Here is a 14,236-nt window from a genome sequence, read left to right as displayed (position 1 = left end):
CGCGAGAACGGGCCCACATGCGACCGCGGTCGCCGCGCGCGCACGCGGTGGCCGCGCGGGACTCAGCCCCGCGCGGTCGCCTCGTTCCCGCGCGGGCGTGGCGACCGCTCGTAAGCCAGGTCCCGCGCGCGGCGCGGGATACCGGGCGGCGCCGGGTACAGGCCGGCCGTGGCGCCGACACCGTCCAGCCGCCGCCCCTGCGGTCCTCGTTCGGCAGGCGAGGTAGCCCGGGGGCGGAGCTCGCCGTGATCCCACCGGTGGGCCACACCACGGAGTGGAGGACGGGAACGGAGAACGGAGACGCGGGAGGCGGGGCGCGGGGCTAGAGCTCGGTCACGATCACGTCCAGCGACCAGGCGGTGCCGGCCTTCGCCGGGGCGGTGGCCTCCACCGCGTACCCGAGGTCGCGCAGCGCGGTCACCAGCTCCGCGGGCCCGGCCGGCGCCGTGCCCGACGTCAGCAGTTCGCGGACCAGTCGCCCCTTCGTCGCCTTGTTGAAGTGGCTGACCACCGACCGCTTCTCGACCCCCGCCACGATCTTCGACTGGAGGACCCGCACCGTCGCCGTACGCCCCGCGACCTCCCCCTTCGGCCGCCAGGCCGTCGCGTACGCGGCCGAGCGCAGATCGAGCACCAGCCCGCCGCCCGCGGCCTCGGGCAGCACGTCGGCCAGCGGGGTGCGCCAGTAGGCGCCGAGCGCGCCGAGACCGGGCAGTTTGACCCCCATCGAGCAGCGATAGGAGGGGATGGGGTCGCCGATCCGCACCGCGCCCCACAGCCCGGAGAAGACCAGCAGCGAGCGCTCCGCCCGCCGCCGGGCGGCCGCGTCCAGCGTCGCCAGGCTGAGGGCGTCGTAGAGCACCCCCGTGTAGATCTCCCCGGCCGGGCGGGTGCCCGCGGTGCGCAACCCGGCGTTCTTGGCGATCTCGCCACGCAGCCCCCGGCTCAGCCCGAGCACCTCGGCGGCCTTGTCCTCGTCGCCCTCGCACAGCGCCACCAGCTCGTCGAGCACCCTGGCCCGCGCCTCGGCCAGCCCCGGCAGCGCCAGCGCGTCCAGCGCCAGCGGCTTGCCGGACCCCTCCCCGGCCTTCCCCTCGGACGGCGGCAGCAGCACGAGCACGGTGTGTCTCCTCGGTGTCGGTGAAGTCGGCCCCCAGGAACCCTACGGGGTCGCGGACGTCGCGGAGTGCGCTGCGGGGGCGCGGGCGGGCCCGGGTCCGGGACCCGGGGCCGGGACCCGGGGCGGTGCCGGCGTCGCCGGGAGGCGGCGGCGTGGTCCCACGCCTACGCTCGGAGCCATGCCCCGCCGACCCATGCATGTGGCCGAGCCGGCCGGTGCGCCGCTGCGTGCCGCGCTGCGCGCGTTGCGCGGTGAACTGGGGCTGCCGGCGGGCTTTCCGCCGCATGTGCTCGCCGAGGCCGAGGACGCGGCGGTGCACCCGCGGCCGCTGCCGGACCGGGAGGACGCCACCGACGTCCCGCTGTTCACCCTCGACCCGCCCGGCGCGCACGACCTGGACCAGGCGATGTACCTGTCGGTGCGCCAGACGGGCGGCTTCCGGGTGTACTACGCGATCGCGGACGTCGCGGCCTTCGTCGTGCCGGGCGGCGCGCTCGACACCGAGGCCCACCGCCGGGCGCTGACCGTCTACCTGCCGGACGGACGGATCCCGCTCCACCCCGAGGTGCTGAGCGAGGGGGCCGCGAGCCTGCTGCCCGACCAGGACCGCCCCGCCCTGCTCTGGCAGCTGGACCTCGACGAGTTCGGCGAGGTGGTCTTCACCGACGTACGCCGGGCGCTGGTGCGCAGCCGGGCCCGGCTGGACTACGCGGCGGTGCAGCGCGAGCTGGACGCCGGCGCGGCCGAGGAACCGCTGTCGCTCCTGCGCGACGTGGGGCTGCTGCGGGAGGAGCTGGAACGGGCCCGCGGCGGTATCTCGCTCACCGTCCCGGAGCAGGAGGTCGTCCCGGTCGGGGACGGGGACGGCGGCGAGGGCGCGCGCGGCGACGGGCGCGGAAGCGGGACGGAGGGCAACGAGGGGCACGGCGGCGCGGTGGGCGGCTACACGCTGGCCTACCGCTCCCCACTCCCCGTCGAGGGCTGGAACGCGCAGATCTCCCTCATGACCGGCATGGCCGCCGCCGACCTGATGCTGGCCGCCGGGACCGGCATCCTGCGCACGCTGCCCGCCGCTCCCGACGGCGCTGTCGGCCGGCTGCGCCGCGTGGCGCACGCGCTGGATGTGGAGTGGCCGCACGGCACCTCGTACGCGCAGGTCATCCGCTCCCTGGACCCCTCCCACCCGCCGTCCCCGCTCAACGGGGCGCGCCCCGCGCCGCGCGACGTCCCCGCCCACCACGCCGCCTTCCTGCACGCGTGCACGGCCCTGCTGCGCGGCGCCGGCTACACCCCCTTCGACGGCGACCCGCCCGATCCGGCCCGCGCCCGGCACGCCGCCCTGGCCGACGACTACGCCCACTGCACCGCCCCGCTGCGCCGTCTGGTCGACCGCTACACCGGCGAACTCTGCCTGGCGGCCGCGACCGGCATCAGCGTGCCGGACTGGGTCCGCGCCGCCCTCGACGACCTCCCCGCCGAGATGGCCGCCGGCGCGTCGCGTGCCAACAGGGCCGAGCGCGAGTGCGTGGACCTCATCGAGGCGGCGGTGCTCCGCGACCGGGTCGGCGAGGTCTTCGACGGCTGTGTGATCGACGTGGCGGAGCGGGACCCCACCCGCGGCACGGTCCAGCTCCACGACCCGGCCGTCGTCGGCCGGCTGGACGGCGACCCGGCCGGACCGGAGCTGCCGCTGGGCCGGCGGCTGCGGGTCAGGCTGGTGGAAGCCGATCCAGGACGGGCGAAGGCGCGCTTCGTCCCCGCGTAGCGGCGGCCTCGCCGGCGGGCGCGCCGACACCGGCCGCGACGAGGTTCCGTACGGCGGCCACCGCCGCTCGGGGATCCTCGGCGTGGAACCGCAGTGTCCGTACGGCGATCCGCGCCCCGAGCGGCCGTACGGCGGTGACGGGGGCGCTCAGCTCGACGGTGACCGTGGTCCGTGAGGCCACCGACAGATCGAGCACCCCGTCCTCGGCCCGCACCGACGGGCCCTGGGGGAACCGGCTGTCGTACCGCACCGAGGTGATCAGCGCGGCCGGCACCCACAGGTCGAAGCGGGCGCCGTGGCGCAGCCGCAGCCCCTCGGGGGCGACCACGTGCGGCCGTACGACGCAGGCGGCGTGCGCCCCGAGTATCAGCAGCACGGTGTAGACGTCGAGGAAGAGGACCACGCCGTGGACCGCCGGCCAGGGCGCCAGCAGCACGGACATGCCGGCCGTCTCCAGGACGCACACGAAGACGAAGGCGTAGAGGGTGGCGGCCTGCTCGCGGGCGTAGGGGAGCGGGGCGTCCTGGGCCCGCACCCCCGGCCGCCGCCGTGCGGGCCACAGCGCGAGGCTCACCAGCACCCGGGCCTCGTGCGCGAGCAACCGCCGCGCCACGGTGCTCGCCGAGGTCATCGAGCACGCTCCGCGATGAGCGCCATCGCCTGACGGATGGCCTCTGCCTGGGCCGGGGCGAACTCGGCGAAGTACGCGCGAGCGAAGGCGTCCTCCCCGGCGGAGGCGGCCGTCACGGAGCTCGCGCTGATCTGGGCCACCACCTCGTCCGGCATCCACGCGGACACGGCCCGCGCCGCCACCGCGACCCGCGGGTCATCCGGCTCCGCGTCGGCGAGCTCCTCAAGCAGCGCGTACACCTCGTAGGCCCGCTCGATCGCCCCGGGCGCGGCGGCGGCCTCGCCCAGCATCGCGTGCAGCCGCGCCCGCGCCTCGGGCGGGGCCGTGGAGTCGATCAGCGCGAGCAGCTCCCGCTCCTGGGCGGCCATGGCCGGCTCCGGCCCGGGCCGCGCCGCGGAGGCCCGCGCCATCTCGCCGAACAGCGCGGCCAGCTCCTCCGAGACCGGCCCCTCGGCGGGCAGCCCGCCCGCCTCCTCGGCCTGCCGCAGCAGCACGCCCAGCCGCGCCCGGCGGGCCCGGAGCGCCTCCTCCTGCCGCGCCAGGTCCGCGTCCAGCTCCGCCAGGACCTCGGGCAGCTCCCGGCCGGCGTCGTCCGCCAGCACGTCCCGCACCTCGTCCAGGCCCAGCCCCAACTCGGTCAGCCGCCGCACCCGCGCCAACGCCACCGCGTCCCGCAACCCGTAGACCCGATACCCGTTCGCCAGCCGCCGCGGCTCGGGCAGCAGCCCCAGGTGGTGGTAGTGGCGCACGGTCCGGGTACTCACCCCGGCCAGCGCCGCGAGCTCTCCGATCCTCATACCGTCAGTGAACACATTGACGCGACGACAAGGTCAACCGCCGGGTACGGCCCCCGCCCCCGGCTCGTCTACCATGGTCACCACGGCAGACGAGCCGGGCGGACGGCCGCGTCGGGACCCACGGGTCCCGCCGAGGAACGTCCGGGCTCCACAGAGCAGGGTGGTGGGTAACGCCCACCCGGGGTGACCCGCGGGACAGTGCCACAGAAAACAGACCGCCGGGGACCTCGGTCCTCGGTAAGGGTGAAACGGTGGTGTAAGAGACCACCAGCGCCTGAGGTGACTCAGGCGGCTCGGTAAACCCCACCCGGAGCAAGGTCAAGAGGAGCCGCTTCGCGGCGGCTCTGCGCGGATGTTCGAGGGCTGCTCGCCCGAGTCCGCGGGTAGACCGCACGAGGCCGGTGGCAACACCGGTCCTAGATGGATGGCCGTCTCTCGACGGGCCGCGAGGCCCGCCGATGACAGAACCCGGCGTACAGCCCGACTCGTCTGCCGCCCCTTCGGGGGCAGGCCCCTGATCAGGTCTTTTGCCTGGTCAGGGGCCACTTTCATCTCCCTGGAGCCGAGTAATCACTGCTCACTCTTTGTGACCGTTTCCGGGTGTTTCTCGGTGCTGTGTGGCGATCCTGTGGCGGTGCCTGGGCCGCTGAGCCGGTCCAGGTCAGTGCCCTAACTTGACGCGTTCAGGCTCGGTCAGGTGTCTAGAGCTCGCCGCGCTTCACAGCGTCGACGAAGGACGACCAGCCGTCGGAGGAGAAGACCAGGGCAGGGCCCTCGGGGTTCTTGCTGTCACGGACAGGCACGACGCCGGGAAACTGCTCAGTGATCTCAATGCAGCCATTCCCTCCCGTGCTGTAGGTGCTCTTGCGCCAGTCAGCTATGGACAGGTCGATTCGGGTCGTGCGCACGGGTACAACTCCTCAGCAGCCTTCTGGATAAGGGTTCTTGATGCCTCTTGGTCTAGCGCTATGCGGTAGAGGTGATCATAGAGGCCCACGAGATCCGCAACAGCTTCCCGCTTCGTGATGAATTTTCCAGAACGCCCGGATGGTCGGAATGCTACGGGGGGCCTGTTCGGTCGATCCCAGATGGTCACGTCGCCGACCTCGTTGAAGACGCCGTGACCTTCGAACGGCAACACCCTAAGGTCGACGTTCGGTTCACGTGAACGCTCGATCAGGTGGAGCAACTGGTCCCGCATGACCCTTTTACTGCCAGTTGCAATGTGTAACGCAGCTTCTTCCAGCACCACGCGGAACATTGGAGGATTGGGGCGAAGCAGGGCCTGGCGCAACTTCGCTCGATAGATGACCTTGTCATCTAGGTTTCCGCCGTACAGCGGTAGTCCTGCCTGGAGTGCGAGCCGAGTGTGTTCCTCTGTCTCAAGCAGAAGGGGCGTGAACCCGCTGATTTGCCGGGTCTCCGCAGCGTTCAGGTGCTCGTGAAGGAACTTCTGGACCCACTTTGCGTCAGGGTTGTCATCGAGGTGGTCTCGGAGCCTGCGAACATGTCCGTTCGCGCCAAGGGCGTCGTCTATGCGTCGAGCGGTGTCACGGCAGGGGATGTTGACGGCGCTTTCGAACTTTGAGATGGCCGTGTTCGATAACGCCACCGCTTTGCCGAGCTCGGCCTGAGTCCACCTCTTCGCAGTCCGATACTTGCGGATAGCTGCTCCGAGCTCGGCCGCGCGGGACTGGTGTGGGTCAAGCGGTTTCGGGGCTGGCATGTTTGTATCCCCCATTTGACTCTGTGATCCATCAAGTCCCTGGCGGGGTCGAGCGTAGAGCTACGGGCAGATACTAGTCATCGGAACATCCCAGGCCGTAACCGAAGCTGACGCCATGTTCGATTCTCGGTGTCGTGATGCCCATCCTGTGGTGCTCCACACGAGGGGCGGCGGCAGGTTTAGGCCAAGGTGGGGCGTCCGCAGCTCAGGCCACATACGTAAAGACCCCCGCGACGGGCGAACGTCCGGGGGCGTGGCCACCAACCGCTTGGGAGTTGATGACGTGAACAAACGTACCGTGCTGATCTTCGAATCGGTGCTGGGGAGGCTGCGCACATCGGTGCGACGGCGCGGTCCCGCCCCGGTCGCCCAGGCTCCGGCCAGTGCGGCCGCCTTGCCGCGCGTGGTGTGGCGGCCGTTGAAGGTCAAGGGAGCGGACGTTGCCTTGGCCCGCGCCTACGTGCTGTCCAGTGAGCACGTGGACGGCCGGGGCAGGCTCGGGGTCAACGAGTGCGCGGGCTGCCAGTCCACGGAGGTGTCGTGGTGACTCTCCGACAGCTTCCCCCCGACGAACACGGCCGTACGGGCATTGTGATTACCGACGACCCGGACGGCCTACTCAGCCGCATAACCGACGCGATCGACAGCGCAGCGGAAGACGAGAGCGTGTTCATGTGCAGCCAGCTTCTGGGGCACGCCCGTCACTTGATCAAGCAGCCGAAGGCGACCGTGGAAGAACTGCGGTTCCTCGCTGAACGGCTCGTTGAGGGGCTGCTCATGGCCATCAACGTGGCTGAGAGCCGAGACTCCCGTTCGGCGCCGATCACCCCCATGCCCATGGTCGGTGATCCGGTGATGGACACGGTGACCGGCAAGGTGGGGCTGATGATGGGTTGGACGGGTCCGCAACGTGCTCGGGTGACGCTGTATCCGCCGAATGGCAAGGGCACGTCCTGGGACACCGCCGGCTTCCGTCAGCCCACGAAAGAGGAGTGGCCCGTTGAGGCCCCGCCGCGGCCCACACCGGCGCTCCGGCCAACTCCTCCGGACTATCCGCGCAGTGCTCCAATGTCGGCGAGGCCCTTGGAACAGTCGATCGTGGAGGAAGGGCAGAACGGGCACCGCGGTGGGCTGAACATGGCTGCCCTGGCGTCTCCACCTGCTTCGATCTTCGGGCCGTAGAAGACTCCTGGTCCCCGCTGTTCTCGGTTACCTCAGCGGGGACCAGGTCCCGCGCCCGCCCCTACCGTGTGCCAGTCAATCCCCCGAAGGCGACACCGGTAGGGGCGGGACCTCACACCACCTGTCCAGTTGGCGAGTTGGGGAGGAGCGACCGACATGAAGACCAGCCCATCACAGCCGGTCGCCCTGCCCATCCGCACCAGTCCCCCGCCCGGCGGATACTCGCTGGGGAGCGTGTCCGCCGGGCGGGTTAGCAAGGGATCGACCAGTTCACGTCTCATGAAGGAAGGGAGGCGAGGTATAACCGAGCCACTCGGCTCGTAGTGCAGGCACCCAGATCCGCAGAACTCATCCTGAGGAGTCAACTGTGATCACCACTGCTACTGGGCTCACCGCCACCCGACCGTGGGGGGCTAGCCGACTTGCGCCGTACCCCACCACGGTTTGCCGGCCGCACGCCACAGTCGAGGTTGACCCGGACACGCAGCTTGGCGTGTTCCGCGACCGCGGCGGCCAGGTAATTGAGATGGGCAAGCACGGCACCAGCGCCGGCACGGAGACCCCCACGACCACGAACCTGGACTCTCAGCCGGACCAGGGCCACGATCAGGACAGTCAGCAGGACTGATGCCCGTGACCGAGCACAGGCCAGTCCTGGTGGCTACCGAGGCGGATGACTTCACTGCTGACATGGTGATCACCGAACTCAACCGGCGCCACGTTCCAGTAGTCAGGTTCAACCCTGCCGACATCGGGGAGGGCGGCCTGACGGTCTCGGCTCGGTTTGGTACCTGCCCGGCCCCAGTGGTCGGGCAGGTGCGTACCGTGTCGAGAACTGCCGACTTGGCCCAGGTGCGGGCGGTGTACTGGCGCCGCCCCGTCTGGCCCACGTTCCAGCACTTAGCCGAGGACGATGCGCGGTTCGCTGCGGCGCAGGTCCGCTATGGGCTCGGAGGCACTCTCTATGCCCTTGAGGGGCCGCTGTGGGTCAACCACCCCCTTCGCATCACCGCCGCCGACTACAAGCCCACTCAACTCGCCCTCGCGCAGCGGCTCGGCCTCGCGGTGCCACCAACACTCGTCACCAACGATCCTGTCGCAGCGCGGGAGTTCATCACTGCCCACGGTCAGGTGATCTACAAGACGCTGCGGTGGACCCCGTACGAGCGAGACGGAGTCCCGGTGACCGGGTGGGCGGAGCCGGTCACCGCCGACGAGATTGATGACAGTGTGCGCGTGGCACCGCACCTCTTTCAGGTCCGCGTGGATAAGGCCGCAGACGTACGAGTGCTGGTGGTCGGCCGGCGAGCGTTCGCCGTAAGGATCGACTCCGACCTGTTGGACTGGCGCAAGGACTACTCCGCCCTCTCCTACACCGTGGTAGACCTGCCCGACAACGTGAACAAGGCGCTCCTCGGCTTCCTGGACCACCTCGGATTGGTCTCCGGAAGCTTCGACCTTGCCGTGGATCGGGCGGGCGACTACTGGTGGCTGGAGCTGAACCCCAACGGCCAGTGGGGGTGGCTGGAGGACAAGACCGGACTGGAGATGTCCGCTGCATTCGCTGACCTCCTACAAGGAGACAACTCATGACCGATACCGCGTCCGAACGATCTGCCCTCGCTGATCGGCTGGAGACGGCTGGCGTCCTCAAGTCACCCAAGTGGCGGACCGCGGTCGAGTCCGTGGCGCGTGAGCTGTTCCTAGAACCTGGCGTCTTTCTTCCCATGGACGGCGGGCGCTGGCGGCCGGTGACAGCGGCCGGGGCAGACCGGGCGGAGTGGGCGACGATCGCCTACAGCGATCAGTCTCTGACCACTCAGCTCGACGGACACCTTACGGCGGACCGGGCCGCCGACCTCGTGACCGGTGTACCAACGTCGAGCTCAACCACCCCGGTCATGGTGGTCGGCATGATCGAGGAACTGGATTTGGAAGACGGGCATCAGGTGCTGGAGATCGGCACGGGTACCGGCTATTCCTCGGCCCTGATGTGCCACCGCCTAGGCGAAGACAACGTGACGACGGTTGAAGTCGACCAGGATGTGGCGGCCCGCGCGGATGCCGCGCTGGAAGCGGCCGGTTTCTCGACGTGGACGGTGACGGGAGACGGGCTCCTTGGCCATCCGCGCCGCGCTCCGTATGACCGGGTGATCGCTACCTGTGCCGTCCGCCGGATTCCTCACACCTGGATCCGTCAGACCAAACCTGGTGGGGTCGTGCTCTCCACAATCGGCGCATGGCCCTATGGCACCGGCCTTGCGAAGGTCACCGTTGGCGACGACGGCACCGCCGAAGGCGGGATCGTTGGCCGCTCCTCCTTTATGCACGCTCGTTCTCAAGCTATGGCCCCACTGGCCGGCGACCTCTCCGCCCGCACTGCATACGCAGACAGTGAGCGAAGCTCAAAGGTATCTCCCCTCATGCTTGAGGAGTGGATGCCTGCCTTCCTCGCTCAGCTTGCCGCACCCGGCGCTCAGTTCGTCCGCGCCGTCCGCGGCGACGGCACACGGCTCTTGTACCTCTTCGACCCGCAGCGCGAGTCCTTTGCCGAATTCATCGCTGACGGAGACGGTTGGACCGTCCGCCAGGGTGGGCCCGTGGCCCTGTGGGACGACATCGAGCAGGCTCTCACCGCTTGGCAGGGTGAGGGAAGTCCCGACATCACCGCCGTGAAGCTCCACATCACTGCCAGGACCCATACGTATTGGATCGGCGACAACCCGGCACTGCGATGGGAACACCACCTCAGCTAGGTGCCTAGAGGCCGGTGACCGGTAGCGGCTGAGATTCGGGGAGGCTCGGGCACCAGATGGGTGCCTGAGCCTCCTTTTACATGACGTAGTGAGCGGCGGGTCCGGCCGGCCACCTGCCGTCAGTCGGGCACCGGGCACGAACCCGCCGAGGGTCGCATTCGGGATGCGCTCAGCCCGCCACCCGACGCGACACGATTCACACCAGTTCGGGCTGCGGCTCCGGCTGCGGCGCCGGTGTGGCCTTCGGCTCCCACCGCTTGGTGGTCCGCATGTAGGCGTAGATCACCGAAAGCATCGCCAGAATGAGAAGCGGTCCGAATACCCACGGAAGTTCGGCCATCTGCATCGGAATATAGCGATAGGACAGCAAGAACGCGACGAAGACCGTCGCTCCGTGAGCGACCAGCTGGATTCCCGACCGATCCCAGCCACGTGCTTGCGAGCGCAGAGCCGCCTCGATCGTGAGCGTGAAGACCACACCGGCGATGATGTCCGCGCCGTAGTGGTAGCCGAATCCCAGTGTCGCGCCGAGCGTGGTGATCAGCCAGAACACGCCGAAGAATCGCAGAATCCGTGGGCCCTTGCGGGAGTGGATGAAGATCGCGGTAGCCCACGCCGTGTGCAGGCTGGGCATGCAGTTGCGTGGGGTGACCTCGTTGAAGGGCATGTGGTGCGGCGCGTCGAGCGGCGGAGGTGTGTCCGGCCACAGGTCGGCCACCGCCCACTGGCCGCCGTCGGAGCCGTAGACGAAGATCGGCCCGACCACCGGGAAGATCATGTAGATGGCCGGCCCGAGGAGGCCGATCACCAGGAAGGTGCGTACCAGGTGATGGCTCGGGAAGCGGCGCTCGACCGCCACGTGGCGCAGTTGGTACAGGCTGACGACGACCGCGGCCACCGCGAGCTGGATGTAGACCCAGTGGAGGAGATGGGCGCCGAGCAGGCCGGTGGCCTGGACGATCCGGCCTGCCAGCCACGAGGGGTTGCCCAGCGCGTGATCGGCGGTCGCCACGTACTGGTCGAGCACCGTGGGGCGGGTCTTCGCCGTGATGAGCAGCCAGGTGTCGCCGGTCTTGCGGCCGGCCACCAGCAGCAGGCCCAGCCCGACGCCCTTCAGAAGCAGGGCGCGTTCCCGGCCGGTGCGGCGTGTGACGGCGATGACCGCACAGCCCAGCATCACCCACAGCGCGCCGTTGCCGAAGGGGTAGCCGTAGCCGGCGGGCGTCTCGGCGTCGACCGCCCACCGCACCAGAGAGAAGACGATGTCGATGCCGACCGCGACACCGGTCGCGATGAGCCGTTCCCGCCAGGTGAGCACCACCATCATCAGCGCCATGCTGCCGTACAACAGCGGCCCTGATTTGGGGGTGAATATCACCTCTTTTGCCTGGTTGGTGATCGGCCCCTGCTGGCCGTAGTGGCGCGCGGCGATCTCCAGCGCGATGAGGAATCCGAGGGCTACCACACCGGCCGTGGCCCACAGGATCGCCCGCGGTTGACGCCACGCGGCGAACGCGGTTCTGCGGTCTGTTCGCGATATCAATGCTTTAGCCGATTTGCTCGATTTTGGTCGGATATTCTGCTGATCGTGCTAGATGGCATGATTTTCCGGTGAAGGGTGGGCGATGAGGGCGATCGTCAAAAAGTCGGACCATGCTATCGGAGCCGAAACGGGCGGCCTGAGCGGGATATCGGCCAAGCCCGGTCCGGGTAGACCCGGTTCTCCCCGGTCCGGGCGGACCCGGTTCTCGCCCCGGCCCGCCCCGCCGCGCGCGGCGCAGCGCAAGAGGCGCGAACCGGTGATCAGTCGATCGGGTTCGAAGCGCCTTCGGAGGAACCGGCCGCCTTGGTGAGGCAGAGGTCCTCGGTCGTCTCCCGAGGCAACCCACTCGCGCCGCGGGCCACGCCGTTCCGCGGTGCCGGTACGGCGGCCTTCGGCTCCCACTTCTTGGCGGTCCGTACGTAGCCGTAGATCACCGAGGCCATCGCCAGAAGGAGAAGGGGGCCGGACAGCCACGGGTAGTCGGCCATCTGCGTCGGCAGATAGCGGTAGGACGTCAGGAGTGCGGCGAAGACCGCGGTGCCGTAGGCGACCAGTTGGATTCCCGACCGGTCCCAGCCGCGGGTGATCGAGCGCAGAGCCGCCTCGATCGTGAGCGTGAACACCACGCCGGCGATGAGATCCACGCCGTAGTGGTAGCCGAAGCCCAGCGTCGCGCCGAGCGTGGCGATCAGCCAGAACGTGCCCGCGAAGCGCAGAGCGCGTGGGCCCTTGCGGGAGTGGATGAAGATCGCGGTAGCCCACGCCGTGTGCAGGCTGGGCATGCAGTTGCGCGGGGTGATCTCGTCGTACGGCATCGGCTGCGGGGTGTCGATCGTCGGCAGCGTGTCCGGCCACAGGTTGGCTATCGCCCAGGGTTCGCCACCGGTGCCGAAGGCGCCGGTGCCGTAGGCGAAGATCGGTCCGACCACCGGGAAGATCATGTAGATGGCCGGCCCGACGAGGCCGATCACCAGGAAGGTGCGCACCAGGTGATGGCTCGGGAAGCGACGCTCGACCGCCACGTGGCGCAGTTGGTACATCGTGACGACGACCGCGGCCACCGCGAGCTGAATGTAGACCCAGTCGAGAAGGTGGGTGCCGATCGGATCGGTGGCCTGGACGATTCGGCCCACCACCCACGACGGGTTGCCCAGCGCCTGATCGGCGGTCGCCACGTACTGGTCGAGCACCATCGGGCGGGTCTTCGAGGTGATGAGCAGCCAGGTGTCGCCGGTCTTGCGGCCGGCCACCAGCAGCAGGCCCAGCCCGACGCCCTTCAGCAGCAGGGCGCGTTCCCGGCCGGTGCGGCGCGTGACGGCGATGACCGCGCAGCCCAACATCACCCACAGCGCGCCGTTGCCGAACATCATCTTGGCGTCGACCGCCCACCGCACCAGGAAGAAGGCGATGTCGATGCCGATCGCGACACCCAAGGCGATGAACCGTTCCCGCCAGGTGAGCACCACCATCATCAGCGCCATGCTGGCGTACAGCAACGGCCCCGATTTGGGGGCGAATATCACCTCTTTCGCCTGGTTGGCCATCGGCCCCGGTAGGCCGTAGTGGCGTGCGGCGATCTCCAGCGCGATGAGGAATCCAAGGGTTACCACGCCGGCCGTGGCCCACAGCATCGCCCGCGGTTGACGCCACGCGGCGAATGTATTTCTGCCGTTTATTCGCGATATCAATTGCCTGGCCGATTTGCTAGGTTTTGGCGGAATATGTCACTCATCGTGCTGGATGGCATGGTTTTCTGACGAAGGGTGGGCGATCGGGGCGGTCATCATGAGTTCGGGTCATGTTATCGGAGCGGTCCAGGCAGTCCCCGCCCCGTGCGACGGCGGGGCGCCACGTCCCGTGGACAGCTCACTCCTCCCCGGATCCCGGCTCCGCCAACGCCTCCAGCGCCGCCCTGGCCGCCGTCAGCGCCCCCTTGCGGATCGTGTCGGCGTCGGCGGCCTCGCCGGTTTCGAAGTCGCCGCCGTTGTAGGTGACGGTGATCATCGCGTTGTCCTGGTGGAGGACGACCACCGCCTCGCGGGTCCGCTGGCCGTCTTCGGTGGTGACGCGTTCGGTGAGGGTGGCGTGGTCGCCGAGGTCGGGGACGGGGGTGCCGGGGATCTCGGTCGCGGGAGTGGGGGGACGGCGGGTGGGGGCGATGTCGTAGGTGACGTCGAGCCAGCGGTAGTCGTAGCCGTGGAGGGCGTGCCAGGAGCAGCCGGTGCGGCGGGTGGTGTCGCTGGAGGTGAGCAGGGAGCCGGCGGGGTTGGCGCCGGGGACCAGGGCCTTCACGGTGGCGACGGGGAGCGTCGCGCAGGCGTCGCGCGGGGGCGCGGTGTGGCGTGGGGCCGGTGCGCTGGCGCTCGGGGTGGGGGAGGGGTCCGACCCGGCGGCGGGTTTGGGGTGTGCGTCCGAGGGGCCGGTGGCGGTCATGGCCAGGCCGGCGGCGGTCAGCGCGGCGACGGGCAGCAGGCGGGCGCCCAGGGTGATGGGGAGAGAACGCACGTCGGCTCTCTTCGGTCGGCAGGGTGTTTCGGCGGGGCGTGGGGTGGAGGGGTTTCGCCGGACGTTCGACCGTAAGGCGCGCGTCCGGGCGCGTCCCGCGGGCGCGTCCTACGGGCGCGTCGGCAGGAGGTTTCCTCATCCCGACACCGCTCCTGCGGCGGCGGGAAGATGACCTTGCCACACGAACCCCGCCGAGAACACCCCGCCCGCG

General features: G+C 69.7%; 14 protein-coding genes and 1 other RNA gene. 7 read left to right on the top strand and 8 right to left on the bottom strand.

Annotated elements, in window-relative coordinates; all coding sequences use genetic code 11:
- Positions 1 to 322 precede the first annotated feature (322 nt).
- On the bottom strand, positions 323 to 1,120 hold the full coding sequence (yaaA, locus tag CD790_RS24845) for a peroxide stress protein YaaA (RefSeq protein ID WP_144385556.1): 798 nt from the start codon (positions 1,118 to 1,120) through the stop codon (positions 323 to 325).
- A 178-nt stretch (positions 1,121 to 1,298) separates the two neighbouring features.
- Between yaaA and CD790_RS24840 the strand changes: the two genes are divergently transcribed.
- Positions 1,299 to 2,885 carry an RNB domain-containing ribonuclease gene (locus CD790_RS24840; RefSeq protein ID WP_144385555.1) on the top strand — a complete coding sequence of 529 codons (1,587 nt, stop codon included), beginning with the start codon at positions 1,299 to 1,301 and terminating at the stop codon, positions 2,883 to 2,885.
- Here CD790_RS24840 and CD790_RS24835 read toward each other — a convergent pair.
- Both CD790_RS24835 and CD790_RS24830 read right to left on the bottom strand, forming a co-directional pair.
- On the bottom strand, positions 2,830 to 3,516 hold the full coding sequence (locus CD790_RS24835; protein ID WP_144385554.1) for a hypothetical protein: 687 nt from the start codon (positions 3,514 to 3,516) through the stop codon (positions 2,830 to 2,832). The genes CD790_RS24840 and CD790_RS24835 overlap by 56 nt on opposite strands.
- Entirely contained in the window at positions 3,513 to 4,313 is an 801-nt protein-coding gene (locus tag CD790_RS24830; protein ID WP_144385553.1) for a MerR family transcriptional regulator, read from the bottom strand. The genes CD790_RS24835 and CD790_RS24830 overlap by 4 nt, the downstream gene beginning before the upstream one ends.
- Positions 4,314 to 4,403: 90 nt before the next feature.
- Here CD790_RS24830 and rnpB point away from each other — a divergent pair.
- Positions 4,404 to 4,805, top strand: an RNA gene (rnpB, locus tag CD790_RS24825) — RNase P RNA component class A.
- Positions 4,806 to 5,014: 209 nt separating this feature from the next.
- On the opposite strand, the gene CD790_RS24820 is transcribed toward rnpB, so the two are convergent.
- Complete coding sequence (locus CD790_RS24820) at positions 5,015 to 5,221, bottom strand: DUF397 domain-containing protein (protein WP_144385552.1); 207 nt, start codon at positions 5,219 to 5,221, stop codon at positions 5,015 to 5,017.
- Positions 5,191 to 6,039 (bottom strand): helix-turn-helix transcriptional regulator, encoded by an 849-nt coding sequence (locus CD790_RS24815; RefSeq protein ID WP_186319217.1) that lies wholly within the window; start codon positions 6,037 to 6,039, stop codon positions 5,191 to 5,193. Before CD790_RS24815 ends, CD790_RS24820 begins: the two co-directional genes overlap by 31 nt.
- A 283-nt stretch (positions 6,040 to 6,322) precedes the next feature.
- Here CD790_RS24815 and CD790_RS24810 point away from each other — a divergent pair, with 283 nt between their 5' ends.
- The 5 genes from CD790_RS24810 (at position 6,323) to tgmC (ending at position 9,977) form a co-directional block, all read left to right on the top strand.
- Positions 6,323 to 6,586 carry a hypothetical protein gene (locus CD790_RS24810; RefSeq protein WP_144385550.1) on the top strand — a complete coding sequence of 88 codons (264 nt, stop codon included), beginning with the start codon at positions 6,323 to 6,325 and terminating at the stop codon, positions 6,584 to 6,586.
- Complete coding sequence (locus CD790_RS34825) at positions 6,583 to 7,221, top strand: hypothetical protein (protein ID WP_186319216.1); 639 nt, start codon at positions 6,583 to 6,585, stop codon at positions 7,219 to 7,221. Before CD790_RS24810 ends, CD790_RS34825 begins: the two co-directional genes overlap by 4 nt.
- Positions 7,222 to 7,591: 370 nt before the next feature.
- Positions 7,592 to 7,849: a putative ATP-grasp-modified RiPP gene (gene tgmA, locus CD790_RS24800; protein WP_144385625.1), complete on the top strand. Its 258-nt coding sequence runs from the start codon at positions 7,592 to 7,594 to the stop codon at positions 7,847 to 7,849.
- A complete protein-coding gene (gene tgmB / locus CD790_RS24795) occupies positions 7,849 to 8,814 on the top strand; it encodes an ATP-grasp ribosomal peptide maturase (RefSeq protein WP_186319215.1) in 966 nt (321 codons plus the stop codon). Before tgmA ends, tgmB begins: the two co-directional genes overlap by 1 nt.
- A complete protein-coding gene (gene tgmC / locus CD790_RS24790; protein ID WP_144385548.1) occupies positions 8,811 to 9,977 on the top strand; it encodes an ATP-grasp peptide maturase system methyltransferase in 1,167 nt (388 codons plus the stop codon). The genes tgmB and tgmC overlap by 4 nt, the downstream gene beginning before the upstream one ends.
- 196 nt (positions 9,978 to 10,173) lie before the next feature.
- Here the strand turns inward: tgmC and CD790_RS24785 are convergent, their stop codons facing one another.
- The 3 genes from CD790_RS24785 to CD790_RS24775 all read right to left on the bottom strand — a co-directional run bounded on the left by CD790_RS24785 (position 10,174) and on the right by CD790_RS24775 (position 14,025).
- Positions 10,174 to 11,520, bottom strand: coding sequence for a phosphatase PAP2 family protein (locus CD790_RS24785; protein ID WP_260867855.1), 1,347 nt, complete (start codon positions 11,518 to 11,520; stop codon positions 10,174 to 10,176).
- A gap of 260 nt (positions 11,521 to 11,780) precedes the next feature.
- On the bottom strand, positions 11,781 to 13,151 hold the full coding sequence (locus CD790_RS24780) for a phosphatase PAP2 family protein (protein WP_186319214.1): 1,371 nt from the start codon (positions 13,149 to 13,151) through the stop codon (positions 11,781 to 11,783).
- A 235-nt stretch (positions 13,152 to 13,386) separates the two neighbouring features.
- Positions 13,387 to 14,025, bottom strand: a complete 639-nt coding sequence (locus tag CD790_RS24775) for a hypothetical protein (protein WP_144385546.1) — start codon at positions 14,023 to 14,025, stop codon at positions 13,387 to 13,389.
- Positions 14,026 to 14,236 lie beyond the last annotated feature (211 nt).

Origin of the sequence: Streptomyces sp. SAJ15, from assembly GCF_007595705.1 — a bacterium.
In the GTDB taxonomy this organism is placed as follows: Bacteria; Actinomycetota; Actinomycetes; order Streptomycetales; family Streptomycetaceae; genus Streptomyces.
Note: the sequence above shows the minus strand (reverse complement) of the source record. Positions and strands in the feature narration are given on the sequence as shown.

What these genes read in the sequence shown, in the direction of transcription:
- CD790_RS24840 (WP_144385555.1), top strand. Translation starts at nt 1,299, where the DNA reads ATGCCCCGCCGACCCATGCATGTGGCCGAGCCGGCCGGTGCGCCGCTG.
- CD790_RS24835 (WP_144385554.1), bottom strand. Translation starts at nt 3,516, where the DNA reads ATGACCTCGGCGAGCACCGTGGCGCGGCGGTTGCTCGCGCACGAGGCC.
- CD790_RS24830 (WP_144385553.1), bottom strand. Translation starts at nt 4,313, where the DNA reads ATGAGGATCGGAGAGCTCGCGGCGCTGGCCGGGGTGAGTACCCGGACC.
- CD790_RS24815 (WP_186319217.1), bottom strand. Translation starts at nt 6,039, where the DNA reads ATGCCAGCCCCGAAACCGCTTGACCCACACCAGTCCCGCGCGGCCGAG.
- tgmB (WP_186319215.1), top strand. Translation starts at nt 7,849, where the DNA reads ATGCCCGTGACCGAGCACAGGCCAGTCCTGGTGGCTACCGAGGCGGAT.
- tgmC (WP_144385548.1), top strand. Translation starts at nt 8,811, where the DNA reads ATGACCGATACCGCGTCCGAACGATCTGCCCTCGCTGATCGGCTGGAG.
- CD790_RS24780 (WP_186319214.1), bottom strand. Translation starts at nt 13,151, where the DNA reads ATGCTGTGGGCCACGGCCGGCGTGGTAACCCTTGGATTCCTCATCGCG.